General features: G+C 68.6%; 25 protein-coding genes and 1 pseudogene. 10 read left to right on the top strand and 16 right to left on the bottom strand.

What is annotated here, in order from left to right:
* Nucleotides 1-268: 268 nt before the first annotated feature.
* The 5 genes from BM362_RS20245 to BM362_RS20225 are packed head-to-tail and all read right to left on the bottom strand — an operon-like array spanning nt 269 to nt 7,371.
* Nucleotides 269-2,758: a LamG-like jellyroll fold domain-containing protein gene (locus BM362_RS20245; protein WP_093574177.1), complete on the bottom strand. Its 2,490-nt coding sequence runs from the start codon at nt 2,756-2,758 to the stop codon at nt 269-271.
* Between the two features lie 48 nt (nt 2,759-2,806).
* A complete protein-coding gene (locus tag BM362_RS20240) occupies nt 2,807-3,790 on the bottom strand; it encodes an ABC transporter permease (protein ID WP_093574176.1) in 984 nt (327 codons plus the stop codon).
* The gene (locus BM362_RS20235; RefSeq protein WP_093574175.1) at nt 3,787-4,746 is read right to left on the bottom strand and encodes an ABC transporter permease; all 960 of its coding nucleotides are present in this window, start codon (nt 4,744-4,746) and stop codon (nt 3,787-3,789) included. Before BM362_RS20235 ends, BM362_RS20240 begins: the two co-directional genes overlap by 4 nt.
* Nucleotides 4,718-6,295 carry a sugar ABC transporter ATP-binding protein gene (locus BM362_RS20230; RefSeq protein ID WP_093574174.1) on the bottom strand — a complete coding sequence of 526 codons (1,578 nt, stop codon included), beginning with the start codon at nt 6,293-6,295 and terminating at the stop codon, nt 4,718-4,720. The genes BM362_RS20235 and BM362_RS20230 overlap by 29 nt, the downstream gene beginning before the upstream one ends.
* Complete coding sequence (locus BM362_RS20225; RefSeq protein ID WP_093574173.1) at nt 6,295-7,371, bottom strand: ABC transporter substrate-binding protein; 1,077 nt, start codon at nt 7,369-7,371, stop codon at nt 6,295-6,297. The genes BM362_RS20230 and BM362_RS20225 overlap by 1 nt, the downstream gene beginning before the upstream one ends.
* 202 nt (nt 7,372-7,573) lie before the next feature.
* On the opposite strand from BM362_RS20225, the gene BM362_RS20220 reads away from it, so the two are divergent.
* Nucleotides 7,574-8,578 (top strand): LacI family DNA-binding transcriptional regulator, encoded by a 1,005-nt coding sequence (locus tag BM362_RS20220; protein WP_067591766.1) that lies wholly within the window; start codon nt 7,574-7,576, stop codon nt 8,576-8,578.
* 626 nt (nt 8,579-9,204) lie between these two features.
* Nucleotides 9,205-9,534 carry a ParB N-terminal domain-containing protein gene (locus BM362_RS20210; protein WP_093574172.1) on the top strand — a complete coding sequence of 110 codons (330 nt, stop codon included), beginning with the start codon at nt 9,205-9,207 and terminating at the stop codon, nt 9,532-9,534.
* A gap of 3 nt (nt 9,535-9,537) precedes the next feature.
* Here BM362_RS20210 and BM362_RS20205 read toward each other — a convergent pair.
* From BM362_RS20205 to BM362_RS49980, 3 genes and pseudogenes are all read right to left on the bottom strand, one after another.
* Nucleotides 9,538-10,127, bottom strand: a pseudogene (locus BM362_RS20205) (alpha/beta fold hydrolase).
* A gap of 181 nt (nt 10,128-10,308) precedes the next feature.
* Nucleotides 10,309-10,869: a snapalysin family zinc-dependent metalloprotease gene (locus BM362_RS20200; RefSeq protein WP_067591757.1), complete on the bottom strand. Its 561-nt coding sequence runs from the start codon at nt 10,867-10,869 to the stop codon at nt 10,309-10,311.
* Nucleotides 10,870-11,027: 158 nt separating this feature from the next.
* Entirely contained in the window at nt 11,028-11,630 is a 603-nt protein-coding gene (locus tag BM362_RS49980) for a YbaB/EbfC family nucleoid-associated protein (RefSeq protein WP_067591755.1), read from the bottom strand.
* A gap of 125 nt (nt 11,631-11,755) precedes the next feature.
* Between BM362_RS49980 and BM362_RS20190 the strand changes: the two genes are divergently transcribed.
* From BM362_RS20190 to BM362_RS20175, 4 genes are all read left to right on the top strand, one after another.
* Nucleotides 11,756-12,373 carry a TetR/AcrR family transcriptional regulator gene (locus tag BM362_RS20190; protein WP_093574171.1) on the top strand — a complete coding sequence of 206 codons (618 nt, stop codon included), beginning with the start codon at nt 11,756-11,758 and terminating at the stop codon, nt 12,371-12,373.
* 151 nt (nt 12,374-12,524) lie between these two features.
* Nucleotides 12,525-13,733, top strand: coding sequence for a cytochrome P450 (locus tag BM362_RS20185; protein ID WP_067591751.1), 1,209 nt, complete (start codon nt 12,525-12,527; stop codon nt 13,731-13,733).
* Between the two features lie 13 nt (nt 13,734-13,746).
* Nucleotides 13,747-13,941 carry a ferredoxin gene (locus BM362_RS20180; RefSeq protein ID WP_067591748.1) on the top strand — a complete coding sequence of 65 codons (195 nt, stop codon included), beginning with the start codon at nt 13,747-13,749 and terminating at the stop codon, nt 13,939-13,941.
* 49 nt (nt 13,942-13,990) lie between these two features.
* On the top strand, nt 13,991-14,773 hold the full coding sequence (locus BM362_RS20175; RefSeq protein ID WP_093574170.1) for a TetR/AcrR family transcriptional regulator: 783 nt from the start codon (nt 13,991-13,993) through the stop codon (nt 14,771-14,773).
* A 33-nt stretch (nt 14,774-14,806) separates the two neighbouring features.
* Here BM362_RS20175 and BM362_RS20170 read toward each other — a convergent pair whose 3' ends face one another.
* The 7 genes from BM362_RS20170 to BM362_RS20140 all read right to left on the bottom strand — a co-directional run bounded on the left by BM362_RS20170 (nt 14,807) and on the right by BM362_RS20140 (nt 22,195).
* The gene (locus BM362_RS20170) at nt 14,807-15,562 is read right to left on the bottom strand and encodes a methyltransferase domain-containing protein (RefSeq protein WP_067591744.1); all 756 of its coding nucleotides are present in this window, start codon (nt 15,560-15,562) and stop codon (nt 14,807-14,809) included.
* Nucleotides 15,563-15,572: 10 nt separating this feature from the next.
* Complete coding sequence (locus BM362_RS20165) at nt 15,573-15,803, bottom strand: putative acetyltransferase (protein WP_067591740.1); 231 nt, start codon at nt 15,801-15,803, stop codon at nt 15,573-15,575.
* Complete coding sequence (locus BM362_RS20160; RefSeq protein WP_093574169.1) at nt 15,800-16,039, bottom strand: glutaredoxin family protein; 240 nt, start codon at nt 16,037-16,039, stop codon at nt 15,800-15,802. Before BM362_RS20160 ends, BM362_RS20165 begins: the two co-directional genes overlap by 4 nt.
* Nucleotides 16,036-18,156 (bottom strand): phage holin family protein, encoded by a 2,121-nt coding sequence (locus BM362_RS20155; protein WP_093574168.1) that lies wholly within the window; start codon nt 18,154-18,156, stop codon nt 16,036-16,038. The genes BM362_RS20160 and BM362_RS20155 overlap by 4 nt, the downstream gene beginning before the upstream one ends.
* Nucleotides 18,153-18,740, bottom strand: a complete 588-nt coding sequence (locus tag BM362_RS20150; protein ID WP_067591731.1) for a DedA family protein — start codon at nt 18,738-18,740, stop codon at nt 18,153-18,155. The genes BM362_RS20155 and BM362_RS20150 overlap by 4 nt, the downstream gene beginning before the upstream one ends.
* Nucleotides 18,737-19,528, bottom strand: a complete 792-nt coding sequence (locus tag BM362_RS20145) for an MBL fold metallo-hydrolase (protein ID WP_093574167.1) — start codon at nt 19,526-19,528, stop codon at nt 18,737-18,739. Before BM362_RS20145 ends, BM362_RS20150 begins: the two co-directional genes overlap by 4 nt.
* 351 nt (nt 19,529-19,879) lie before the next feature.
* Nucleotides 19,880-22,195 (bottom strand): terpene synthase family protein, encoded by a 2,316-nt coding sequence (locus tag BM362_RS20140; RefSeq protein ID WP_093574166.1) that lies wholly within the window; start codon nt 22,193-22,195, stop codon nt 19,880-19,882.
* Between the two features lie 167 nt (nt 22,196-22,362).
* Between BM362_RS20140 and BM362_RS20135 the strand changes: the two genes are divergently transcribed.
* The 4 genes from BM362_RS20135 to BM362_RS20120 all read left to right on the top strand — a co-directional run bounded on the left by BM362_RS20135 (nt 22,363) and on the right by BM362_RS20120 (nt 25,658).
* Nucleotides 22,363-22,704: a GNAT family N-acetyltransferase gene (locus BM362_RS20135; RefSeq protein ID WP_093574165.1), complete on the top strand. Its 342-nt coding sequence runs from the start codon at nt 22,363-22,365 to the stop codon at nt 22,702-22,704.
* Nucleotides 22,705-22,878: 174 nt separating this feature from the next.
* Nucleotides 22,879-23,895, top strand: a complete 1,017-nt coding sequence (locus BM362_RS20130) for a S1 family peptidase (protein ID WP_067591724.1) — start codon at nt 22,879-22,881, stop codon at nt 23,893-23,895.
* A 96-nt stretch (nt 23,896-23,991) separates the two neighbouring features.
* On the top strand, nt 23,992-24,834 hold the full coding sequence (locus tag BM362_RS20125) for an SCO6745 family protein (RefSeq protein WP_093574164.1): 843 nt from the start codon (nt 23,992-23,994) through the stop codon (nt 24,832-24,834).
* Nucleotides 24,835-24,902: 68 nt separating this feature from the next.
* Complete coding sequence (locus tag BM362_RS20120) at nt 24,903-25,658, top strand: SDR family NAD(P)-dependent oxidoreductase (protein WP_067591718.1); 756 nt, start codon at nt 24,903-24,905, stop codon at nt 25,656-25,658.
* Here the strand turns inward: BM362_RS20120 and BM362_RS20115 are convergent.
* Nucleotides 25,633-26,868, bottom strand: coding sequence for an MFS transporter (locus BM362_RS20115; protein WP_167545371.1), 1,236 nt, complete (start codon nt 26,866-26,868; stop codon nt 25,633-25,635). The genes BM362_RS20120 and BM362_RS20115 overlap by 26 nt on opposite strands.
* Nucleotides 26,869-26,874: the final 6 nt, after the last annotated feature.

The raw sequence follows: 26,874 nt of genomic DNA, 5'->3' as shown, positions 1-26,874 counted from the left end.
GATCAGAGAATCGGTGATTCCCACCAGCGGGCCGCGACGAGAGGCAGGCTGAGCACCCACACCCAGGGCGCGAGCACTTCCGTCGCTACCGCGCTACCCGGTGGCGGATGCCGTCGGGAGCCAATGCGTCCGGCGGGGCGGAGGTCGCGTCGGTTGGCTCCTCAGGGCTCGGTCCTGTTGTGTGCGCCCAATCGTATCGATCCCGGCACCGGGGAAAAGAAGCGCCTGGACCCGCGAACTCGCAGGTCCAGGCGCTTTCTGGCAGCCGTCAGGAAGCGTAGAGCTTCGCCACCTCCGCAGCGGACAGCGCCCGGTCGTACAGATGCACCTGATCCACCGCCCCGTTGAGGAAGTCGACCGGGTTGCCGCCGTACTTCCCGCGCCCGATCACGGTGTGCCCGGTGGACGCCTCGCCGAGACAGACGCTCTTCGCCGCCGCCAGCTGACCGTCCACGTACAAGGCCAGTTGCCCAGTAGCGGCATCTCGAACCCCGACCAGGTGGTACCAGCGTCCGGCTTCCGGCGTCATCGGGGCGAGGGCTCGCGTGCCCACGAAGCTGAACGCCAGCTTGTGGTCCGCGCCGGAGTACTGCAGGAAGAACGCACTGTGGTCGTTCCCGTCCTGGCTCGCCACGGTCTGGAAACCGTCGCCGACCGCGTTGAACTTGACCCATGCGGCGACGCTGTAGCTCAGGTCGGTCTTCACCAGCGGCGCACCGGCGTCCGCGTACTGGCCGGAGCCGTTCACCGCCAGTGCCGAACCGCTGTGGCCGGCGGTCCAGGAAGCGCCGCCGACGAGCGTTGCGTCGTGGTGGCCCACGGTGTCCGCTGCCTTGGTGCCGCTGTTCTCGTCGAACGGGTACGCGGCGATTCCGTCGATGCCCGGGGTGCCTGGCGGGATCACCGGACCCTGTTGCGGCGAGCCGTCGACCCCCTTGATCACGGACAGGTTCGCGGCCCGGACGGCGGCGAAGTCCATCTTCTTCACCTGACGGTCATAGGTGAAGAAGCCGTTGACCTCCTTTTCCACGTCGGTGGTCTGCGTGTACACACCTGCCGACACCCCGCATTGCCGTCCGGCGAGCAGGAGGCGTTGCTGAAGTTCGGCGTAGCGACGGGTGAGCGTGGCGCTGTCCGGTTCCATCTCGTAGGCGAAACTGCCGGCCGGGTCGAACTGGTGTCCGTCGACCTTCAGGCCCAGGCCGCCGTATTCGCCGTCGACCGCGGCACGGTTAGCGTCTGGAACCGGGGTTCCGGGGCCGGTGTAGGTGTGGTCGTCGTAGAGATCGCCGCGGCCGCTGTCCGGTTCGGACCGGCAGCAGTTGACGCCGGACTCCGCGTCCACGAGCCGCGTCGGGTCCCAGGCCTTGACCTGGTCGGCGATCCGGCCGACGGCGTAGTCGCCCCAGCCTTCGTTGAACGGGACCCAGGTGACGATCGACGGGAAGCTCCGGTGCTGGTCGATCATCCGGTGCAGCTCGGACTCGAAGGTGGCCTGAGCCGCGGGTGTCGCTTCGATGTCGTCCTTCATCGCGGGCATGTCCTGCCACACCAGCAGGCCGAGTTTGTCCGCGTAGTAGTACCAGCGGTCCGGCTCGACCTTGATGTGCTTGCGCACCATGTTGAACCCGAGCGCCTTTTCCTGCTCCAGGTCGAACTTCAGCGCCGCGTCGGTGGGCGCGGTGTAGATGCCGTCCGGCCAGAAACCCTGGTCCAGCGGGCCTAATTGCATCACGAACTTGCCGTTGAGCATCATCCGTTGCTTGCCGTCGGCGGTCTTGCCGATCGAGACCGACCGCAGGCCGAAGTACGAGCCGACACTGTCCCCGGAGGTCAGTGAGACACGCAGGTCGTACAGGAACGGATCGTCGGGCGTCCACAGGTGCGGCTTGTTCACCTTGAGTCTCAACGGAGTGTTCGCCGGTCCGGACGCGAAGCCGACGATGCGGCCATGGTCGTAGGCGACGGCTTGCACGCGTTGTTTCACCGGTCCGCCCACTACGGCGTTGACGGTGACCGAGCCGGTGGCGACGTCGGGAGTGGTGTCGACCCGGGAAATGGAGGCCGGGGTCACCGGCTCCATCCAGACGGTCTGCCAGATGCCGGACGTCGGGGTGTAGAAGATTCCGTCGCCGGGCTCGCGCTGTTTGCCGAGCGGTTGCCCGCCCGCGTCGTTGGGGTCCGTGACGCCGACGACGACTTCCTGGTCTTTCCCGGTGCTCAACGCATTGGTGACGTCCGCGGAAAACGCGTCGTAACCGCCGGTGTGGCGGGCGACCTGATGGCCGTTGACCCAGACCGTGGTGTCGTAGTCGACCGCTTGGAAGTGCAGGATCAGCCGCTCGCCCCGCCCGCCGACGTGCCAGTTCTTCGGCACCTGGAACGTCCGCCGGTACCACATCGACGTTTCGTGCCGCATGATTCCCGACAGCGCGGATTCCACCGGGTAAGGCACGAGGATGCGTTCGCCGAGACTGCGGTTGACCGGCGGGGAGTCGCCTGGTTTGGCGGCGGAGAATTCCCAGACGCCGTTGAGGTTTTGCCAGTTGTCACGGGTCATCTGCGGCCGCGGGTATTCGGGAAGGGCGTTGCCCGGCGAGACCTGGTTGGTCCACGGGGTGGTCAGGGGAGGGGTGAGGCGGTGCCACTGCGGCGGATCGGCCGCGGCGGCGGGGACACTCGACAACCCGGACACGGCCACGGCGAGCGCGGCGGCTACCGTGGCCAAACGGCCGGGTCTGCGGGCAGGACGGACCATCGTCGAACCTCCTACTAACAGGTGGATCCGAAGGGGGAACTGCGCGGGTCAGGATCGGCGGGAGCGGGCCAGCAGCCGCTGGATCACGACGACGACCAGCAGGAACGCGCCGCTGACCACCGTCTGGTAGTTGGAATCGAGAGTGCCGACCTGGTTGATGACGTTCTGGATCAGCGTCTTCAGCAGCACGCCGACGAGCGTGCCGATGACGGTTCCCGCGCCGCCGGTGAGCAGCGTTCCGCCGATGACCACGACGGAAATCGCATCCAGTTCCGTGCCGACGCCGAGCACGGTGACGCCCGATTGCAGGTACGCCGCGGTGAGCACGCCGGCGAATCCGGCGAGCGTGCCGCTGAGGGCGTAGAGGGTGATTTTGGTGCGGGCCACCGGAAGACCCATCAGCAACGCGGACTGTTCCGAGCCGCCGAGTGCGAATACCGATTGGCCGAACCGGGTCCGGCGCAGCAGCAGTCCACCGAGTCCGAAAAGGACCAGCGCGAGATACACCGGTACGCCGACGCCGAAGATCTTGCCTTGTCCCAGCCAGAGCAACGCCGAACCCGGCTCCACTTTGTACGTTGTCGCGCCCTCGTTGGTCAATGCCAGCAGGAGGCCGCGAGCGAACAACAGCGAGGCGAGCGTGACGATGAACGGTGCCATCTTCGTGCGAGCGATGAGAAGGCCGTTGATGAACCCGATCAGTCCGCAAACGACTAGTGGCAGCAGGATCGCGACGACCAGACCGTATCGGGAACCGTACGCGGCCAGCACGCCGCCGAGTGCGTACACCGAGCCGACGGACAGATCGATCCCGCCGGAAATGATCACAAAAGTCATGCCCAGCGCGATTACCGCCAGGAAAGAACTTTGCAGCGCGAGGTCGCGCAGGTTGTCCGCGGATCCGAAGCGCGGGAAGGCGAACCACGCGGCAGCCACGCCGAGCACAAGTACCACGGCCGCGCCTTGGCGTTGCAGGACTGCCGCGAACGCCGCGCCGCGTTCCGACGGCGGGGCGGCGGTGGTCGCGATCATCGCGTGCTCCGTTCCCGGGCGACGTACACCGCGGCGACGATGATGGCGGCCTGCACCATTTGCGCGGCGGAATCGGGCAGGTTGTGCTTGATCAGCGTGGCGTGCACCAATTGCATGAGCAGCGCGCCGAACACCGTACCGAGCACGCGCACGCGGCCGCCGGTGAGCGGAGTTCCGCCGACCACCACCGCGGTGATCGCGGACAGTTCCATCAGCAGGCCGAGGTCGTTGGGATCGCTCGCGGCGAGTCGCGCGGTGGACAGCACGCCAGCGATTGCCGCCAGCGCGCCGGACATGGCGTACACGCCGATCAGGACGCGTTTCACCGGAAGTCCGGCGAGTGTCGCCGCGGGACGGTTGCCGCCGACTGCGACCAGGTGCCGCCCGAATGTGGTGCGCCGCACCAGCAAGCCGGCCAGCACCGAGAGGACAGCGGCTACCAGGACCATGATCGGCACACCGAGCACGTCGCCGGTGCCGAGCGCGAGGAAGTCCGGGTTGTGCAGTTGCACCAGTTGCCCGTGCGCGATCACGAGCGCCAGCCCGCGACCGCCGACGAGCAAGGCCAGGGTCGCGATGATCGGCTGAATGCCGAGCTGGGCCACCAGAAATCCGCTGAACAGACCGGAAGCCACCCCGGCGATCAGCGCGACCACGAGCACCATCAGCGGCCCGGCCCCGAGATACAGCGGGACGAGCGCCGCGGCGACCGACATCACCGAGCCCACCGACAGGTCGATGCCCTCGGTGCCGATCACCAGCGCCATGCCGAGCGCGACGATGCACACCGGCGCGGCCTGTACCAATTGCGTGCGGAAGTTGGCCGCGGAGAGGAAGTTCTGCGTGAACGCGATGTTGAACAGCAGCAGCACGACCACGGCCAGGTAGACGCCGTAGTTCTGCAGCCAGCTCGTGACGCGGGCACGGTCAGGTCTGATCAGTGTCGCGGTCGACATCGTTGTCACCCCCTGCGGCTATCGCCGCCAGCACGTTGTCTTCGGTGACCGCGTCGCCGGCCAGTTCGGTGGCGACGCTGCCCTCGCGCAGGACGACCACCCGGTCCGCGCCGTCGAGAATCTCTTCCAACTCGGACGAAATCAGCAGCACGCCGAGCCCGTCCTGCGCCAGTTCATCGATGAGCGCCTGCACCTCGGCCTTGGCTCCGACGTCGATGCCGCGCGTGGGCTCGTCCAGCAGCAGCACTTTCGGTCCGGTGGCGAGCCAGCGCGCCAGCAAGACCTTCTGCTGGTTGCCGCCGGACAACTCGGACACCTTTTGCTCTGGACTGGACGCTTTGATCCGCAACCGTTCCATGAACGTCTTCACCACGCGGTCCTGTTTGGACCGGCTGACGAAGCCAAAAGTGGACAGTCGCGGCAGCGCGGCGAGCACGATGTTCTCCCGCACGGACAGGTTCGGAATGATCCCGTCCGCCTTGCGGTCCTCGGCCAGCAGTGCGATCCCAGCCCGCATCGCCGCGGAGATTTTCCCGCGCTTCAACGGCTTCCCGGCCAGCAGCACAGTACCGCCGTCGAGCGGGAAGGCTCCGACCACAGCTCGTGCGGTCTCGCTTCGGCCGGATCCGAGCAGCCCAGCAAGTCCGACGACCTCGCCCGGCCGCACGCTCACCGAAACGTCGTGCAGTTTGTTCCCGCCGGATAGATGAGAGGCCCGCAGCAACGGTTCCTTCTCCGCATGATGCTCCTCGCCGAACGCGGTGACGCCCTCAGCGCGGATCTGGCGGATCTCCCGGCCGAGCATCATCGACACCAGTTCGATGCGCGGCAATGGCTTCAGTGCTCCACTGTGGACCACTCGGCCGTCGCGCAACACCGTGACGCTTTCGCACACCCGGTACAGCTCGTCCATTCGGTGGCTCACATAGAGCACCGCGATGTCGTCGGCGTGCAGCCGGGCCAGCACTTCGAACAGGGTGTCCACTTCGCGCGGTTCAAGCGACGACGTCGGCTCGTCCATCACGACGACACCGGCCTTTGTGGACACCGCGCGAGCCAGCGCGACCATCTGCTGCGCACCGACCGCGAGCGTGTGCAGCGGACGCCGCACGTCGGTGTCGATCCCGTACCCGCTGAGCAGTTCACGCGCCTGCTCGTTCATTGTGGACCAGTCGATCAATCCGGTGCGGGTGCGCGGTTCCCGGCCGAGGAAGACGTTGCTCGCCACACTCATCAGCGGAACGAGGTTGACCTCCTGGTAGATGGTGGAGATCCCGGCGCGCTGCGCGTCGATCGGCCTGCGGAACTCGACCGGTTCGCCGAGATGGCGCACCTGTCCCTCGTCCGGCCGGTACACGCCGGTGAGGACCTTGATCAACGTGGACTTGCCCGCGCCGTTTTCCCCGACCAGCGCGTGGACTTCGCCGCGGCGCAGGCTGAAGGAGACGTCGTCGAGGGCCACGGTGCCGGGGAACCGTTTGGTCACCCCGGCCACCTCGAGCACCGGTGCGGTCATGGTCGCCACCTGAGTGTCGGCCGTGCTCGTCATCAGTACGCGTTCCCGACCTTCTGGGCCGCGTTCGATTCGTCGTAGGAGTCGTCGGTGATGACGATGCTCGGCGGGATCGGTTTGCCGTCCTCGAACTGCTGCAGCGTCTGGAGCGCCAGCTGCCCGAACCGCGGGTTGGACTCGATGACCGCGTTGTAGCTGCCGTCGGCGATCAGCTGCACCGCGTTGCGGGTGCCGTCGACGGACACGACCTTCACGTCCTTGCCGGGGTTCTTGCCCGCGGTCTTGAGCGCGTTGACCGCGCCGATGCCCATCTCGTCGTTCTCCGCGTACACCGCGGTGAGGTCCGGATGGCTCTGGATCAGCTGCTCCATCACCGACTGGCCCTTGGACCGGTCGAACTCGCCGGTCTGCTCGGCGACCACGGTGAGCCCGGGCGTCTTCGCCAGTTCGTCCTTGAACCCCTTGGTGCGGTCGGTGGTCACGTTGTTGCCCGAGGAGCCGAGCAGGATCGCGACCTTGCCGCTGCCGCCGGTGGACTTCGCCAGCGCGGCGGCCGCGCGGTGGCCCTGTTCGATGAAGTTGGACCCGATGAAGGTGAGGTAGTCGGTGCACGGTTTCGACGTCACCTGCCGGTCGATGGTGACGACCGGGACCTTCTTCGCCTTCGCCGCGTCGAGCGCGGGCTGCAGGCCGTCGGAGTTCAGCGGGGCCACGATGAGCAGCTGCGCGCCCCGGTCCAGCAGCGATTTGATGTCCGAGATCTGCTTGTTGAGGTCACTCTGCGCGTTCGTGGTGAGCAGGTGGTCGGCCGGAATGCCGAGCTTGCCCGCCTCGGTGCGGATGGACTGCGTCTCGGCGATCCGGAACGGGTTCGCCTCCTTCTCCGACTGGGAGAAGCCGACGATCGCGGTCTTCGGATCGAGTTTCGGGTACCCGGTCTTGTCGATGGTGCAGCCGTCGGCGGTCGGCGCGGCGGACGCGGCCGAGGCGGCCGGGCCGGAGCCATTGCTTTGCGCGGCCGGGGTTTCCTCGCGGCTGGTGCACCCGGCGAGCACGAGTGCGGTGGCGGTGCCGGCGACCAGAGCGAAGCGGGCAGGGACGGACGGGGACACGGCGGACTCCTCGCAGCCGACGACTGGGGCAACCCGCTCGGCGGCGTGACGACCGTCACCCGCCGAGCTCCGGCTATTTTTACATCGTTGGAACAACGTTGTAAACAGGCAAAACGTCGCTACACTACGTGGTCGTCGGGGCTGGTGCCGAGAGCCTCGCGGGCTCGTGATGGGCTCTGGGCGGACGAGATGAGGAGTCGGCGTGGCCGTGACCCTGAAGGACGTCGCGACGCTGGCGGGCGTTTCGGTGAAAACCGTGTCGAACGTGGTGAACGGCTACGCGTTCGTGAAGCCCGAGAACCGGCGGCGCGTCGAAGAGGCACTGGCCGCGACCGGGTACCGGCCGAACGTCGGCGCGCGCAACCTGCGCCGCGGGCGGACCGGGTTCCTGGCGTTGATGGTGCCGGAGCTGAGCATTCCGTACTTCGGCGAAATGGCCGGGCTGGTGATCACCGCCGCGCAGCGCCGCGGGTGGAGCGTGCTGATCGAGCAGACGCAAGGGACTCGCGACCGGGAACGGGCCACAGTGGACTCACTGGGCCCGCATCTGGTCGACGGCGCCCTGGTGCATCCCGAAGCGCTCGAAGCGGACGATTTCCCTGACGCGGAAGGGAAAATCCCGCTGGTGCTGCTGGGCGAGCACGCGGTGGACGTCGCGCTGGACCGGGTGGCGATCGACAACGTGCGGGCCGCACACGTCGCGGTGTCGCATCTGGTGTCCCTCGGCCGTCGGCGGATCGCGGCGATCGGCGCGAATCCCAAGCGCGGGACGTCGTCGCTGCGGCTCGCCGGCTACCGGGCCGCGTTGGCGGACGCTGGTTTGCCGTCGGCGGACTCCTTGGTGGAACCGGTCGCGAAGTATCACCGCGCCGAGGGAGCGGCCGCGATGAAACGCTTGCTGGCACAGGAAGAACCGCCGGACGCGGTGTTCTGCTTCAACGACCTGCTGGCCGTCGGCGCCTTGCGTTCGGCGGCCGAACACGGGCTTCGGGTGCCCGAGGACATCGCGATCGTCGGCTTCGACAACACCGAGGAGAGCGCGTTCAGCCTCCCCGCGCTCACCACGATCTCGCCGGACAAGGCGGCTATCGCCGAGGCCGCGATCGACCTGATCCACAGCCGCCTCGCCGGTACCGAGAGTGCTGCGCCGCGCTCGGTGCAGCCGCCGTTTTCCCTGGAGGTAAGGGAAAGCACGGTCTTTTCCTAGCGGAGTCGCACCGCCGCGTCCGAGCAACGCTCCGCCGATGGCCAGCAACAATTGCCAGCTGGCCGAAGCGGCGAACGCGGCGGCCGCGAATACGGTGTCGGTGGCCGAGGACGAGTGCGGTGAAGCAGATGATGGTGGACGGACTGAGCAGGCGTCGCGTACGCCCGCAGCGGGTGCGGTTCTGGTGCCAGCAAAGGTGTTTCCGGGGGTCGATAACGCCGGACCGCCCGGACTGCGGTCCACGCGGCGAGCAGGAACAGCGCGACGGCGGAGGTGAGGCGCAGAGGCGTGGTGACTGGGGCCATGGTGGCGAGAAAGGCGTAGCCGCCGTCCGCGGTGGCCACGCCCAACGCCGCGGCCGCCACGACGTGCGAGCGGTGAGTTCGACCAGGTAGACGCCGATCGCACCGACGGCATGGCGATCCCGTACCCGGCGATGAGCCCCGCGACCAGCGCGACGCTCATCGCACGGCCTGACCGGTCCCTTCCTGCGCCGTCTGCTGCTTGCCGCGTGCGGCGAGACAGCGGGACGGGGCACAACGGGCGGGTTCGGTGGTCATGGCCGGGATACTCGGCTTTCCGGCCGGGACTGGGCAATTGAATTTCCGTCGTGCCAGGATGGGCGGATGCCGGTTGAACTGCCTGTCCCGCTTGTGGTCCGGTACCGGGCGGTGGACCGGGAAACGGTGGGCTCCGCTCTGGTGGACACTCCGCGCCACCTCGACGCCCTCGCCGAGGACATCGCGCGGCACGGAATCCGGACGTCGTTGCGGCTCGGGTTCTGCGAGGACTTCGGCACGCTCGACGGCAATCACCGGATCGCCGTCGCGCTGCGGCTCGGCCTGACCACAGTGCCGGTCACCGTGATCAGGGAGCCGAGTACTCCGCGCCCCGCGCACGCGCGACCGATGCGGGCAGCCGATTTCGCGGTGCTCGCGGCCGCGGCGGGGGAGTAACCGCTACTGGGCTGCCACCTTGTCGATCACCGTGGCCACCGCCTCCGGCTGAGAGAGCAGCGAATAGTGGCTGGCCGTCAGCTCGACACAATCCGCCCCAGCCCGTTCGGCGAGCCAGCGCTGCAGGTCCGGGTGGAGGACCCGGTCCTCTGTGGACATTGCGTAAGCCGTCGGCAGGTCGCGCCAGGCACCAGGACCCGCGGGTGCGGCGAAGCAGCCGGCGCGAGCGCGTCGTTGCACCGCGGCCAGCGCGGCGGCCCGTTCGAGGGCCAGCCCGGGAACTTGCCGTTCTGCGAAGGCACGTTCTCGCCTTCGTCCGGAACGTACGCCGCGAAGTAAGCAAGGGCGTTGACCTGCGGATTATCCTTCGCCGCACCGGAAATCACCGCGCCGCCATAGGAATGGCCAGCCAGAACGACCGGACCGCCGAAGGTCGCGATTTCCCGGCGAACCTCGGCGATGTCGTCCGCGAGCGAGGTCATCGGCAGGTGTGCCGAACGGACCCGGTGTCCGTGCCGGTGCAGCGCGGGGATCACCTCCGGCCACGCCGAGCCGTCGCTCCAAGCGCCGTGAACCAGTACGAGTTCCGCCATGAATGCCTCCCCTCGGCTGAAGGCAAGCCAACCACCGGCGGTGTCCGGGGATGCTCTGTCTCGGCGGAATGAGGAGGATTCCGACCTCGGCCGGGGCCTGAACGGCGCTGTCTGACAGCGAACCCCTCGACAGCGAAGCGGCGGCCGGGACGCACCCGGCCGCCGCTCGCTCAGCTGTGTGTCAGCCGACCGGCGAGTGGTCGTAAATCCGCTGCTGCGGTCCGGAGACCGCGCTGAGCCCGTTGGCCCACAGCCGCTGCACGCGAGAGGCTTCCTGGGAGTTCGGGTTGGCGTTGCGGCAGGACGGGCCGGGGCCGCCGCCCGACATCAGTTCGGAGCACGGGCCCGAGTAGTGGTCCGGCAGGCCGAGCGCGTGACCGGTCTCGTGCGCGGTGATCCGCGTGTTGTCGTACTGCTGGGCCTGGGAGTAGTCGATGAAGATGGTGCCGTGGCCGTGCCCGTCGGTCTGCGCGTACGAGCCGCGCGGGTCATTGCCCTCGGTGTAGCGCAGCGTGGCCCCGGACGAACGCTCGACCAGCTTCACGTTGGTCACCGCACGGTTCCAGTTCGCCGCGCCCGCGTTGATCGCGGCCCGGAACGACGGTGCGCCTGACGTCGAGTAGTAGACCGTGGTGGTCGCGGCGGCGGACTGAGCCGGAGCGGCGACCGCTACGGCACCCGAGAGCGGGGCGGCGGCCAGAGCTAGTGCGACCGCGCCGGACAGCACGAACTTCCTGGACATAAGAAAGCTCCTGGGGGGATGGGGGAGTTTGCCGGGTTTGCGCGCGCTCAACCCAAAGTAGGCAGAAGGTTCCGGTATGTGACCCCCCATTCGTACGGTCTGGCAACTGGTGATTTCCCAGCACTAGTGGCGGGTTGACAACTGGCTCGTGAGTGAGGTCACCAGGGCTGCATCTCGTCGTCGTCCTCGCCCGCGGCGCGCCTGCGGTGCGGGCCGGACGTCGGCCGGGGCGGTTCGGGAGCCGCCGGGGGCGGAGGCGGCGGGGTGGTGCCGGGAGGCGGCATCGGCGGACGGCTGTGCGTCGCGCCGCCCGGCGGCGGCATCGGACGTCCGTAGGCCGCGCTGCCCGGCGGAGTGGTGCTGCCCGGCGGAGGTCCCGAGTGCCGGGCGGGCGGTTCGGACCGCGGCGGCTCCGGTTCTTCCTCGGGCTCCGGCAGATACGACTTGACCACGTTCATCATCTCGCTGTCGCCTGCGATCGGCTCGAACGCGTCGATGACGTCGCGCGACACCTGGCGCTGCGCCTTCCCGTAGGCGTCCATGATCGACGCGGTCAGCCGGGCGCCGCCGTGCCGCAGGGCGCGGTCGTCGATCTCGAGGTTCTTGAGCGCGCCGTTCGGGGCGACCGAAACCGACACCAGCCCGTCGCCGGACTTGGCGCGGCCCTCCGCGGTGCTCAATGTCTCTTGCAGGGCAGCGCTTTTCGCCTGCATCTCGTCAATCCGCCGCTGGAAGTCGTCCAGCCACCCCTGATCGTCCACCGGCGAACGCTATCGGCCGCCCTCGCCCAGTTGGTGAACCTCGGATGGCTGACGGGCTACGAAACGATCGACATCCGCGGCGGGCCGGAGCGGTGCGGCCCACCGCGAGCGGTAACAATGGGCAAGTGTCCGAAGAAGTCCAGGCCCGCACGCGCAACCGCTGGGGCGAGGGCGAGCGGCTGCGCGGGGAGATCCTCGCCGCGGCCAGCAGGCTCCTGTCGGAACTCGACGGCGAGGACGCGCTCACCATCCGCGGGGTCGCCCGCGCCGTCGGCATCGCCCCGGCCAGCATCTACCAGCACTTCAGCGACCGCGCCGCGCTCGTCACCGGGCTCGCCGAGCACGAGTTCGGCCGGTTGCGGCTCGCGATGGAAGCCGCCGAATCCCGGGTTCCCGCCGATGATGCGGTGGGCAGGCTGCGTGCGCTGCTGCACGCGTACTGCCGGTTCGCGATGGACAACCCCGGCCATTACCGGCTGATGACCGCCAACGGGGCGAGACGCACCTCGCCGGATGTCCGGCCGCACGGTCCGACGATCGATCTCGTCGACCTGATCGGCGCGGCGTTCGCCCGCTGCGCGGAGTCCGGCACCGCGCTCCGGGTGCCCGCCGAACGCGCCGGGGTGATCGCGTTCGTGGGCGCGCACGGCCGGGTAGCGCTGTTCCATTCGGCTGGAAGGCGGCCGGGCGAGGACGCCGTGGTGAACTTCGCCGACGAGCTGCTGGCCCTCATTTTCGCTTGAGTCACGGGCGGTTTCGCCCGCTTTCAGCCTCTTGTCCACGGCCATCCCGGTGATCTTTGGACCCGGGTCTGGGCAATCGTTCACCAAATCGCCTAACATGTGTTCGGTAAGTATCCGAACAATCGTTTGGTGACTTCTTCAGGAGGCTGTGATGGCCGATGCCCGGCCCGTAGAGCAGTTCCCGATGTCGCGCGGGCGCTGCCCGTTCGACCCGCCGCCCGAACTCGACCGCAAGCTGCGCGACGAGCCGGTGTCGCGCGTGCGGATCTGGGACGGCAGCGAACCGTGGCTGTTCACCCGCTACGAAGACGTCCGAGCGATGCTCACCGACCCGCGGGTGAGCGCCGATCCCGACCGCGCCGGCTATCCGTCGCAGACGCCAGGGCTCAAGGCGCGGCGCAGCCGGTTCAAATCGTTCATCGGCATGGACGATCCGGAGCACGCCGCCCAGCGACGGCTGCTTACCGGCGATTTCATGGTGAAGAAGGTTCAGCGGATGCGGCCGCGGATTCAGCAGATCGTCGACGAGCTGCTCGACGAGCTGCTGGCCGGTCCGAAACCCGCCGACCTCGTGCAGGCGTTCGCGCTGCCGGTGCCTTCGCTGGTCATCTGCGAGCTGCTCGGCGTGCCCTACGACGATCGCGATTTCTTTCACCGCTGCAGCAAAATCCTGGTCTCGCGGGAGGCGACCGCCGAAGAGTCGCTCGCCGCGGCGGAGGAACTGCTCGACTATCTCGCGCGGCTGGTCGAGAAGAAGATCGACGACCCGGCCGATGACGTGTTCAGCCGTCTCGCGACCGGCCAGGTCGCCACCGGCGCGATGACCGTCGAGGAAGCGGCCACGATGGGGCAGCTGCTGCTCGTGGCGGGTCACGAGACCACGGCGAACATGATCGCGCTCGGCACGGTCGCGCTGCTGGAGAACCCGGACCAGCTCGCCGCAGTCCGCGACGGTGACGACGCCTTGCTGGCCAACGCGGTCGAGGAGCTGCTGCGCTACCTGACGATCGTCCACTCCGGACGCCGCCGCGTCGCGCTCGAAGACCTGGAAGTCGGCGGGCAGACCGTCCGCAAGGGCGAGGGTCTGGTCGCGGCCACCGATATCGCCAACCGCGACGAGACGCAGTTCCCCGCGCCGGACAAGCTCGACGTCACCCGCAAGGCACGCCACCACGTCGCGTTCGGCTACGGCGTGCACCAGTGCCTCGGCCAGCCGCTCGCGCGGGTCGAACTGCAGGTGGTCTACCGGACGCTCTACCGGCGGATCCCGACGCTGCGGCTGGCGAAGCCGCTGGAGGAGCTGAAGTTCAAGCACGACATGGTCGTCTACGGGGTGCACGAACTCCCCGTGACCTGGTGAAAGGAGTCGTGGGATGAAGGTGGTCATCGACCAGTCCCGCTGCGTCGGCGCCGGGCAATGCGTGCTCGTCGCGCCCGAGGTGTTCGACCAGCGCGACGAGGACGGGATCGTGGTGCTGCTGCGGGAAAACCCGCCCGCGGAGCTGCACGCGCAGGCGAAAGAGGCGGCGCAGCTCTGCCCCGCGCTCGCGATCGAGGTGGACGGCTGAGCCAGCGGCCCCGGCGGTCCTTTATCCTGTAAGGGGAAAGGGGTCGCCGGTGGTCGTGTTCGCGGGGCAGGGCGACGCCCGCCGTTCGATGGAGCTGCTGTGGCGCGCGGGCAGCGAACCGCGCAGCGCGCCGGGGCCGAAACCCGTGCTGAGCGTGGATCGCATCGTGGGCGCGGCGATCGAACTCGCGGACGCCGAGGGCATGTCGGCGTTGTCGATGCGGGCGGTCGGGGAGCGGCTCGGGCGCACGGCGATGGCGCTGTACACGTACGTGCCGAGCAAGACCGAGCTGATCGACCTGATGTGCGACCAGGTGTTCGGCGATCTGCGCGACGATCACGACCTGTCCGGCGGCTGGCGTCCCGCTTTGCTCGAACTGGCCGGCGACCTGTGGGAATTCCATGTGCGCCACCCATGGCTGTTGCAGGTGTCCTACGCGCGACCGGTGCTGGGTCCGGGGGAGTTCCGGATGCAGGAAACGGTGCTGCGGGTGCTGTTCGCGACCGGCTTGCCCGCCGGTCAGGTCCGGCGGCTGGTGGGTGTGCTGCTCAACGTCGTGCGTGGCGCGGTGCAGATCGCCGCCGAATCGCGGCTGGCGCTGAAGGAAACCGGACTGTCCGATGAGGACTGGTGGCGCGCGCGGACGTCCGCGCTCGGCGAGCTGGCCCCGGATCTGGCGGAGCGGTACCCGAATGTCGCGCGGCTGGGCGAGGAAGGTGCGCCGCCGCCTGCGGGGGCGTCCTATCTGGAGCACGAGGCGCGGCTGAGTTTCGAGGCTGGGGTGGCGGTGCTGGCGGACGGCATCGAGGCGGCGGTCAGCAGGGTGTCGTGAGTGGTTTATCCCGGTTAGAACCGGGATTGCCGCTCACGAGGACTTGCGCGCCTCAATCAGATACCGAGTGGTCGTCGCCACGAACGCCCCCTCCCGCAGCTCCTCGTGCAGCTCCCGCAACCGCGGCAGATACCCCTCCACCGTGAACCCCGGCACCATCCAGATCACCTTGCGCAGGAAGTAAATCACCGCGCCGATGTCGTGGAACTCAGTGCGCAGTTCCTCGAACCGCAGATCCACCACTTCCAGCCCGGCCTGCTCCGCTTCGGCCTTCGCCCGATCCGGATGCCGGCTGTTGCGCACTTCCGGCGTCTGCGGCCCGAGGAAGTACTCGACCAGCTCGAACACACTCCACGGCCCGACCTGCTGCGACAGATAGCCGCCGCCGGGCTTGAGGACCCGGACGATCTCGTCCCACCACACAGTGACCGGATGCCTGCTGACGACCATTTCGAACGTGTTGTCCAGAAACGGAAGCGGCGGCTCGTCCGTGTCCGCGACAACGGTCGCGCCACGGGGTTCCAGCAACGCGGCTGCCTTCTCCAGGTTCGGCGGCCACGATTCGGTGGCGACCGTCAGCGGCGGCAGCACCGGCACACCGGCGAGCACTTCGCCGCCGCCGGTTTGGATGTCCACAACGGACTGGACGTCCCGCAGCCGTTCGCCGAGCAGCCGCTGGTAGCCCCAGGACGGCCGCTGTTCGCTGGCCCGGCCGTCCAGCCAGGAGAAATCCCAGCCGTCCACCGGCACCGACGCGGCCTCGTCCACCAGTTCGTCGAAGGTGCGCATCCGGTGATCGTCACAAATTCGGCGCGGGCGGGCCACTCGATTTCCGCTGTGGTGCCGGCGGCACGGGTTTGGCCGCGACCACCGCGGCCAACGGGACGACGACGAGGCCGCGTTTGGTCTCGACCGTGCAGGTGTCGGTGTCACGGGCGCGCAAGGGACCGAGAGCGTCGGTGAACCCGCCCTCGATCCGGTATCGCACGACTACCCGCGTGCCCAGCGGGAGTTCCGTCAGCGGAGTCACTGCGAGAGGCGCGCGTTCAGCTCGTCGTCGCTCGGCTCCACGAGGTGGCTGCCGTCCGCGAAGACGATGGTCGGGATCCGGCGAGCGCCGTCCTGCAGTTCGCGTACGCGGGCTTCGGCGGCGGGTTCGGTCTCGACGTCCACGTAGTCGTATTCGACGCCCTTCGCGTCGAGCAGCGCGCGGCTGCGTTTGACGTCCGGGCACCAGCTCGCGCCGTAGACGATCAGGTTGCTCATGAGACTACCTCCGAGGGGACGACAGCGGGTTTGTCTTCGGTCGCACCGGGTTCCGGATGGCCGAGGAAGGTGAGCCAGTCGCGGAACACGCGGTGCACAGCTTCCGCGCCGACGGGTTCGCCGGGGGCCGGGAATTCTCGCGGATGCAGCAGGAAGCCACGCTGCTGCGGTCCGCCGAGCCCGCCGTGCGAGCCGACGTGCCGTTCGAACGGCGAGGACTGGTCGGAGTCCGCGTCGTACCGGCTGTTGATCATGATGTCCGCGCAATGCGGGAAACTGTCGACGCGCTGGACCAGTTCGGCGGCGTACGGGCCGTAGCAGGCCAGCGGGTCTTCGCCGATCACGACCCCGGTGGCGAGCCGCTGCACTCCGTCGCGGCCGAGCACCACCGGACCGAATTCGCGGCTGCGGACCAGCAGGAACCCGACGCCGTCGTGGTCGACCAGCGTCGGCAGCAGGTCCGGGTGCTCGCGTTCGATCGTCTCCAGCTCGACCCGGCCCTCGTGCTCGGTGAACGACACCATCGCCAGATGCCCGGACACGACGGCGACGACCCCGGGAGCCACCCGCGTGACCTGCCCCGGCGAGCCAGTGGCGGTGCGCGGCCGGTTCTCGGCTCCTTCCGCGCCTTCGACCCTGGCGCGCAACCGTCGCGCGATCAGGCCGCCGGTCGCGGTCGCTTCGGCGAGTGCCGCGTTGACCTGCCAGCTTTCCGCCTGCCGGCGCTTTCCTTGCCCGGCAACGGGTTCGCCGCCGCAGAGTCGTCCGACGAGCGCCTCGACCGTCTCCCCGAATCGGTCGACGAACGCCTGGCCTTGCGTTTGCCCGTGGTCCGACAGCCCGACGATGTGGTACTTCCGCGGCGAGAGCCGGCCGGCCCGCAGCAGCCGCGCGAACTGCTGGTCGATCGACCGCAGCACCTCCAGCGTGTCGAACCGTTCGATGCCGGAGTGGTGCGCGACCTCGTCGTAGCCGAGGAAATCGGCGTACACCACCGGCCGCCCGGCGAGCATGTCGCCGATGATCGCGGACACCACGACGTCGCGCGCGATCACCGTTGTGCCCGGCCGGGCGAGCGGATAGACACCGCCGCGCGGGATCCGCGGCAGCACGCCGGCGCGCCGCTGCTTGGCGGCCGCGGACAGTTCGCGGACGACGTCGGCGAGCGCGACACCGAAGGTGCGCAACACGTTGACCGGGTTGGCGAAGTAGGCGCGATACCCAGCGCCGACCCGGTCCCGGCGACGCTTGCGCGGCGTGAGCACCGGCACCGAACTCATGGTCAGGCTGACGTGCGAGGCGTCGCCGGAGAAGAGGTTGCCGTGGCTCGCGCCGCCGATCGACAGCAGGCCGCGCCCGTCGCTGTGCCGCCGCTCGATCTCGGCCGCGTCGGATGGATGCGCGCACGCCATGACGTGGTCGCGATCCTTTTCGTACCAGCGGAAACCCAGGATGTCGTGGTTCGAACCGTGCAGGATCCCGCACACGCTCGCCCCGGTCTGCGAACTCCAGTCGGTGTGCCAGCGGGTGAGCGAGTGCGTGCCCTCGGACAGCCACTTGGCGAAGGTCGGCATGTCCCCGTCCCGCACGGCGCGGCGCACGGTGTCGTAACCGAGCCCGTCGATCTGCAGGAAGACCACACCAGGCGGTTGATCGGCGAAATCGGTACGGTCCTTTGCTTTCCGTCGGCGGCGAGCGGCGCGGCGGAAGAAGATCTCGTCCTCGTCGACGGCCAGCACGCTGGAGATCACCGCGCCCACCGCGGACATCGCGACGGTGATGACGACCGCCGTCGAAAAGCCGTGCAGCTCAACGCCGGGTACGGCCTGGAGGATCGCCAACGCCGCGGTGCTGAGCAGGATGTACGTGCCGACGCCGAGGGTGAAGTACGCGATCGGCCACACCACCCGCACCACGAGCGGCCACACCACGGACACGAGCAGGCCGAGGATCAGCGCGCACACCGTCGGCTGCCACCACGACTGCATCGTGAAGCCGTCGAGCCAGGCGTCGAGCAGCCGCAACGCGCCGGTGACCGCCGCCCAGACCAGCAGGAGCCGCGCGACGACCCGGCCGCCGCGCAACAACCGGCCCTTCGCCGGAGCAGGTGTCGTCATCGGTGCCCTCCTGTCTGGTTGGCCGCCCGTTTCTTGGAGATCAGCGTGGTCAGCACGGTCACCAGCAGCACCAGGACGGTGGCGAGCAGCGTCGCGATCAGCGGCGAGTCGAAGATGCCGCCGCTGAGGATGCCCAGCAGCGAGTACGCCACCGCCCACAGCACGCACGCCAGCAGGCCGGACGGCAGGAACTTGCGCCAGGGATAGCCGAGCGTGCCCGCGGCGAGCAGCACCGGGATGCGCCCGGCGGGCACCAGGCGGCCGATCACCACGAGCTGCCAGCCGCGTCTCGCGAACTGCTCGCGGCCTTTGGCGAGGCGTTCGGCCTGCTGGCGGCGTTCTACGAAACGCAGGAGGGGTTCACTGCCGAACCTCGGGACGGCGAAGGTGATCACGTCGCCCAGGTACGCGCCCGCTACCGCCAGCAGGATCACCAGCGGGAGCGAGAGGTGGTCGGTGGTCATCGCGACCGCGGCCGCCGCCCCGACGACCGCGCCGGTCGGGACGATCGGGATCACGGAGCCGAGCAGTACTCCGCCGAACAGCGCCGGGTAGCCGATCGCTGACGGGTCTGTCCAATTCACCCGCGCTCCTCGCGGGTGGGGAGCAGGACGTCGGAGCCGGGGCGGGTGTGCAGGACCTCGGTGTCCAGGCCTTTGCAGCGGACGTGGTGCGCGAAGGTGCGCGGGGGTTCCACGAGGAGCTGGCGCATCCTGGCGGTGCGGTGGATGCCCGGGACGGCGAGGGTGCCCCAGTGGACCGGAACCGCCGTGCGGGCCTGGAGCAGCGCGGCGGCTTCGGCGGCTCGCTCCGGGGTCAGGTGGCCTGGGCCGAGGTTCGGGCCCCAGCCCCAGACGGGGAGGAGGGCTACGTCGACTGGGCCCAGATCGGCCATGCCGGGGAAGAGGTCGGTGTCGCCCGCGGAGTAGATCCGCTGGTCGCCGGCCTCCAGGAGGTGGCCAAGGGCGGGACTTTGCGGGCCGTGGGTGAGGCGAGGGCCCCAGCGGTGGCCTGAGTGGATCGCTTCGGTGGCGGTGATGTGCATCGGGCCGCTGGTGATGGTTTGACCTGGGGAGAGTTCTTCCACCTCGGTGAATCCTCGCCTGGCCAGCCAGGAGCCCGCGCCTCTGGGGACGACGATTCTGGTGGCTTTTCCCAGGAGTTTCAGGGAGGGGAGGTGGAGGTGGTCACCGTGCAGGTGGGAGATGAGGACGACGTCGACGGCGGTCCAGGCGGAGACGTCCGGTTTCGGGGCGACTCGGGTCAGGGGGCCTACCCAGCGGGTGAGGACTGGATCGGTGAGGGCGACCTGGCCGGCTAGTTCCACGCGGGTCGACGCGTGGCCTAGGAAGTGGAGGTTCGGGCTGGTCACGGGTTCGAGTATTGCTGGATGCGCGGGGAGATGCTCGGCGGAGTGGTGGGGGGCACCCTGTGGGGTGGCTCGTCGCCTGGGGGCGACATCGCGCCCGGTCGCTGGCGTGGGGCACCCCGAAGCTGATTGTGCTGACGGGCGGCGGGTGCTTGTCAAGGCGGGAAAGATGCCTTGACAAGCACCCGCCGCCCGCAGGGAGGCTTCGGATCGGGGTGCGGGGGAGGGGCTGGGTGCCTCGATGGTGGGGTGCGTCGGCGGCGGTACGTGAGGGGAACCCTCGCGGGCCGGTGGAGGGTCGTGAGGGGAACCTGAGGGAATCAGAGTCAATGAGGGTGGCCCTCACGTAACTCGTCAGTGCGGGGTGGGCCGGGCTGGGGCGGGAATGTGCGAGGATTGGGTGCCTAGGCCGGTTGCGCCCAGGTGGAGGCGGGGTTTCGCGCCAAGCGGGACCGGCGGAGTGCCGGTGCAGCCTGGGTGTTGCATGGCTTTGGCGAAGTCCGGCGGCTTCGCGGCGTCATCCCGCTCGGGGCGGACGGGGGTGTTTCGGACTCGGTCTAGCTCCTCGTCGGTGTACCGGGCGCATTCGCGGTGCCAGTTCGCGATGCCGGTCATGAAGTTCTTCAGCAGGCTTGCGTACTGGGTGAGCGCGTCCTGTGCTTTCGCGTCAAGGCTGTAGTCGGCGAAGAGGCGGGGCAGGCCTACGTCTACTGCGTGCCGGAACTCGGCGAGTCTTGCTTCTGCCAGGTCGGCGACGATGCGGATGGCTCGATCCTGCTCCACGTCCAGGAAGGAACGGACTACCAGCACGGCGTTGTGCAGTCCGCCTTCGTACTCGATTTCCTTGCGGTAGGAGAACAAGTCGTTGACCAGCCAGGCGTAGTCGGCGGCCGAATCCTCCAGTGCTTCGATGACTCGGTTCCGCTGGATTTCCGGTGGCACGGTGCGGGTGCCGGCCAGCCGGCTGATGCTGATCACCAGGTCGGAGCCGAAGGTGCGGCGGCGCATTTCGACGTAGTCGACCGGGTCCGGGATGCGGTTTTGGGACTGGTTGGCCAGTTCCCACACCCAGGCGTCGAGCATGGACTCGACTGTGGCGTGGAAAGTTTCGCGTTCGGTGGTGTTCAGGGTGCCGGTGGTGCGTTGCCACAGGTCGGCCAGGCTGGTTTCCAGTGCGGTCCGCGGTGCGGGTGAGGGGGTGCCGCCGGCGGGCATGAAGAGTTTGAGGCGTTCGGTGGTCAGCCTGGCGGCGGGCAGGTCGTGTCCGAGGACTTCGGTGTAGTAGTCGTCGGCGTAGGTGGCCCAGGTGAGCCAGTCGTTGGTGAGGGACAGCTGTTCCGGGGGAGCGCCGGGGCAGAGGCCCGCGGCGACCAGTGGCAGATCGGCCGCGCGCAAACGGGCAGTGTCCCAGACTCCCTCGGACAGGATGCCCATGCGGCGTGGCCAATCGGCGATCTTCTTGCGTGCCGCGGCTAAATGCGGGCTGAGTCGCAGAGGGAACGGCAAGGGCAAGGCGGGCCGGGTGACTGGGCCGAGTTGTTCGTGGGGTTGGTGCGTGAAAGCTCGTGCGCGTTGCGGGGCGGTGGTGGCGACGGAGCGGAAGATTCGGGCGGCGGAGGTGCCTAGTCCGGAAGGGCCGCCGAGTAACTCTGGGCCGCCGCGGGCGTCTAGGGCGCCTTCGTTCATGTAGCGGCTTGAGCGCAGATGCCATTCGTGTCCGCCGGATTGCCAGTCTTGCAGGCCTTTGACGTACGCGAAGGTTTCGGCTCGTCCGGCTGGTCGCACGCCGTGTTCGTCGAACAGGGCGGGGACTTCGGTGAGGGCGGTGTGCTCGAATTGGTGCAGGCGCGAGGTCAGCAAGTCGTTTACCGCGTCCGCTGCCTCTTGGGTGGTGCAGCCCAGGAATTTTTCGAAGACCAGGACGCTGTTGGACAGTTCGCCTTCGTCTTCGACTTCTCGCTGGTAGGAGAAGAGGTCGTTGCGGAGGTGCACAGCGTCGGCGAAGCAGTCGCGCAGGACTTCCATCGGGCGTTTCGCCGCGATCTCGTCCGGGACTTCGGCGTTCAGGGAGTGTTCGATCAAGTTCGCCGACCAGGGTGCGCCGCCGACTTTGCGGCGCATGGCGACGTATTCGATGGGGTTCGCGATCCGGTTTTCGTTGATGTTGGCCAGTTCCCAGAGGGATTCGTCGAGGAGGTTGCGGGTGCTTTCGCGGAAGCGTCGCCGCCAGGCCGCTGACCGGTGCGGGATGGTGCGGTTCCAGAGGTCGGCCAGGCCGCGTTCGACGGGGTTTTCCGGGGTTTCGGTGATTTCGCCTTCGGCGGGCATGAAACGAGCGATCCGGTCGAGATAATCGCGGGCGTGTTCGATGTCGCCGGTGCGTTTGAACAGTTCCAGGAAATGGTCGTCGAAGTAGAATACCCAGACGTACCAATCCGTGACGAGGTCGAGTTCGCGCGGGGCGGCGTCGGGATGGGTGTAGGAACACAACAGGGCGTAGTCGTGGGAGTCGAGGTCGCGCTCGTTCCAGATGACGGTGCCGTGCTGGGGCACGTCGATCATGTCCATCGTGTACGCCCACGCCTTGCTGTGCTTCCGCGCGCCGGCCAGGTGCGGGTTCAGCCGGGCCGGGTATGACAGATAGAACTCGGGCAGGACGAACGGTTGCACGCGGGCTCCCCTCGCGGTCGCAGGTACCGACACCACGAGGCAAACAGACCGCACCGGCGCGGCGGAAGGCCCGCGCGGGCACGCCACTCCTGCGGTCGCCGCGCATCGCTCATGCGGCCGAGGACGAGGGCTGTTTTGATGGGCGCTGAGTACATCCGCGTCGCTCGATGGTGGAGATCGAGGCGCCGACCAACGAGGAGCCGAAGATGAGCGAAGAAGAACCCCGGGTCTCCCGCAACGACAGCGAAAACCGCTACGAAGTGTATGCGGACGGCAAACTCGCCGGCTTCGCCGAGTTCACCCCGAAGGACACCGAAACCGTCTTCACGCACACGGAGATCGGCGCCGAGTTCGGCGGGCGCGGGCTCGGCAAGGTGCTGGCGAAGGCCGCGCTGGACGACGTGGTGTCGCGGGGCGGCGTGATCGTTCCGGTGTGCCCGTTCATCGCCGGGTATCTGCGCAAGAACGAGGGCTACGCCGAGCACGTCCGGTGGCCCGGACAGCACTGAGACAGGTCAGCGGTGCCGTTCGGGGTATCCAGGTGGTCCGAACGGCCCAGCGGTGTCCGATTGGTCCGCATTTTTTGGTTATTAACCAACCTTCGTCGGTTTCGCGTTGGTTGCCGGGCAACAAAAGTGTGGGGCGTCCCACCGGTCGGTTTCAGCCCACCTGGAGGAAGATCGATGACTTCCCGGAAGACGCTCGTCGCGGGATTCACCGCACTGTCGGCCGCGGCCTTGACCGCGGGCATGTGCGTGAACGCCGCCTCGGCAAGCCCGATGGCGTTCGCCCAGATGCAGGCACAGGCGATCACCCAGGCGACGCAGGTCGCCGACACGCTCGGCGCCGGAAACGGCGGCATCTACCTCGAACGCGGCAAGGCGGTGCTGAACGTCACCGATGCCGCGGCGCAGGAGAAGGCCAAGGCCGCAGGCTACGCGACCAAGCTCGTCAAGCACAGCTTCACCGCCCTCACCGGCGCGAAGAACCAGATGGACACCGTCAAGAACGTGCCGCAGACGTCGTGGGGCATCGACACCAAGACCAACCAGGTCGTGGTGAAGATCTACGACTCGGCGTCCCAGGCCACGAAGGACAAGGTCGCGGCGGCCGCGGCGAAGCTGGGCGACGCGGCGCGCGTCGAGCACCGCTCGGGCAAGCTGTCCACCTACATCGCGGACGGCGACTCGATCAACAACGGCCAGTTCACCTGCTCGCTCGGCTTCAACGTGACCAAGGGCGGCCAGCCGTACATGCTGACCGCGGGCCACTGCACCAATGAGGGCGGCACCTGGTCCGGCGGCGACGTTTCGGGCGCGGAAGTCGTGGAAAGCGACTGCCCCGGAGCCGACTCCGGCCTGCTGACCCGCCCGAACGGCACCGGCGACGGCGCGATCAACACCGGCCAGAAGATCTCCAGCGCCGGCACCCCGACCGTCGGCGAGCAGATCGAAAAGATGGGCCAGACGACCGGCGGCGGCAGCGGCGAGGTCACCTCGGTGGACGAGTCGGTCAACTTCGACGTCGGCGTCCTGAACCACGAGTTCGGCACCACCGCCCACACCGACCACGGCGACTCGGGCGGCCCGGCGTACGACGGCGACAAAGGGCTCGGCACCCTCTCCGGCGGCGACACCCAGACCAGCTACTTCTACCCGCTGACCCTGGAACTGCAGTCCTACGGCCTCGAACTCGCCTGAGGCTTGCGGCTTCACCGCCCGCCGTCCCCCTTCCGGGGCGGCGGGCTTTCTTTTCGCGCGGCGTTTTTGTCGTACCCGGGGCTTAGAGTCTGCCGCATGAAGCCGAACCCGGCCCGAACCCTCTGGACAGCCATAGAACCCCTCCACGCAGTCGTCTACTTCGCCCCGGAACCCGCCGCGGCGGCGAAGGAGGTCGGCTTGCGCGGCTGGTGGATGGGCTACTTCGCGGGCCGGGCGGCGCCACTCGGCCCGATCGGCCCGGAGCCGGTCACGTCGATGTTCTTCGGGTTCGCACCGCGGATGGTCGAGCGAGCGCTGCCGGACGCGTGGACGTTCGCTTCTCCGGACGTGGTACTGCGCACGCGGCTGGAGGCGGTCGAAGCGGCGTTGACTCGGCTGCTCGGTCCGTCCACTGTGGACGAATTGGCCACGTTGCTGGAACAAGCCGTCGCCGCTTGCCGATTCGACGCCCGTCCGCTCGCCGCGGCCTGGTCCGCGGTGCCTCGTCCGGACCGGCCGCTGGCCCGGTTGTGGCTGGCGACTGCTGTCCTGCGCGAACATCGCGGTGACGGCCACGTCCTGGCCGCCGTCGCCTCCGGACTGACCGGGCTGGAAACCACCCTCACCCACATCGCCACCGGAGCCACCGGTCGCGAACAAGTCCAGCGCGCCCGAGGCTGGACCGGCGAGGAATGGTCCGAGGCAACGGCAAACCTGGTCGAGCGCGGTCTGCTCGACGCTGGCGGGTTAACCCCAGCGGGCGCGGAAGTCCGCCGGACCATCGAAGAAACCACCGACCGGCTGGCCGCCGCCCCGCTCGACGCACTGGGCCCGGCAGGTGTCGACCGGGTGCTGGAGCTGGCCGTCCCGCTCAGCAGGCGGATCATCGACGGGGGAGGTGTTCCCATCCCCAACCCGATGGGCGCGAAACGCCCCTGAGAACGATGTCGATTCCCCGGTTCCCCGCTCGACGCACTGGTGACAGGCACGAGAAGGGAGTCCGAAAGATGCTGCTCGAAGGCAAAAACGCGGTGGTGTACGGCGCTGGCGGAGGGATCGGCGGCGCGTTCGCGCGAGCATTCGCGGAGGAAGGGGCGCGAGTCTTCCTGGCCGGACGCACCCGCGAGAAGCTGGATCGAGTCGCCGACGGCATCCGCGCTGCTGGCGGTACCGCCGATGTCGCCGTGGTCGACGCGCTCGACGAGAAATCTGTCGACGCCCATGCCGACGCGGTTGTCGAGGCCGCGGGAAGCCTCGACATCTCGGTGAACGTGATCAGCCACGGTGACGTCCAGGGAACTCCCCTGGTCGAGATGTCGTTGGCCGACTACGAACAACCAGTGGTCAACGGCGTGCGCACCACCTTCCTCACCATGCGCGCAGCGGGGCGGCACATGAGGCGCCAAGGCAACGGCGTCGTCCTCCTCTTCGGCGGAGACGGCGATCCGGTGCGCAACCACGCGGTCGGCGGTCTGCAAGTCGGCTTCTCCGCGCTGGAAGCGATGCGCCGGCAGCTCGCCGCCGAACTCGGCAGGTATGGCGTGCGCACGGTGACCCTTCGGACCGGCGGCGTCCCGGAAACCATCCCAGCGGGTTTCCCGGGAGCCGAGGAACTCACCGCGGAACTCGCCGAGCCGACCATGCTCGGCCGCACCGCGACGCTGGCCGATGTCGGCGCAGTGGCGGCGTTTGTCGCGTCCGACCGAGCCCGGACGATGACCGCCGCGACAGTGAACGTCAGCTGCGGCGCGCTGGTGGACTAGGCCGGTTCGACACCAGTGCGGCACCGGCGATCGCCAGTGCCGCGAGCACGACGCTCACCGCGATGATCGTTGCGGTGGAGCCGAACCTGCCGACGGCAAGTCCAAACGCGACAGATGGGAGTCCCATCCCGAGGTAGGCCACGACGAAGAACACCGAGAGCACCCCGGCGCGGGAGGCGGGCACCGCGGATTCGGCCGAGTGCGAAAGCCCGGTCTTGAACAGCATCCCGGCACCGGCCCCTGTCGCCGCGGCGGCGATCAGGAACAAGGCGAGCGAAGGGTCCGCAATGGACACTGCCGTCGCCGCGAGACCGACGAGGTAGCACGCCGAGCCGAGAACCACGAGCTGCTGCGGTCCGAACCGGCTGAGAACCAGTTGTGCCGCGGCGGAAGCGCCGAACACGGCGAAGGTGGCCATGCCCCCGACGAACACGTCATGGATGCCGAGATCGTCGCGGATCACCAGTGCTCCGACCGAGGAAAACACTCCGGTGGCCCCGAAAGCCGCGAACCCGAGCAGAGCGGCCCCGGTGAACACGCGCTGCTGGCCGGGACGGAGATTCGTCCGGGGCGCGACCGTCGGCGGCGCGGCGGCCAGGTCGACGGTTTCCGGCGTCACCAGCACGAACGCGAGGCAGATCAGCACGAGCAGCCCGAGCACGACGTACGGCAGCCGCAACGGATCAGGCAGCCATTCCGCGAGCGCCCCGGCGATCACCGGGCCGAGCGCGAGACCGCCGAGGCTGGCGCCTGCCGCAACCAGCCCAGGCAGTTTTGGCACCGCGACGTGCGGCCGGGCCTGCCGGTCCAGGTCGGCGAGGTACGCCGTGGCGCTCGCGGCCATCAGTCCGATGCCGAGCCCGGTCAGGAGCCGCCCGGCCAGCAACGCGGCCAGGCTGGTCGAGGCGATCAGGACGTAACTCGCGGCCAGAGCGGCGAACAGCGCGGGCGCGATGATCCGCCGCCTGCCGAGCCGGTCGGAGAGATGGCCGAGGAACACCAGGCTCACGACGATCCCGACGACCATGATCGCGAACGCGACTGTCACCCACAGCGCACCGAAGCGGTCGGCCTGCTGGTAAATCGGCCAGAGCGGGGTCGGTGCGGTGCCGAACGCGCTGAGCGCCGCGTACGCGCAGGCGACCACCCAGAACCCGGCGGAATGCGACAGATGCCTTCCCGGCGCGGTGGGCAGCGTGGAGTTGTGCATGTATTC

This window comes from Amycolatopsis rubida, from assembly GCF_900115345.1.
In the GTDB taxonomy this organism is placed as follows: Bacteria; Actinomycetota; Actinomycetes; order Mycobacteriales; family Pseudonocardiaceae; genus Amycolatopsis; species Amycolatopsis rubida.
The sequence above is the reverse complement of the archived record's forward strand: the minus strand, read 5'-3'. Positions and strand labels throughout refer to the sequence as shown.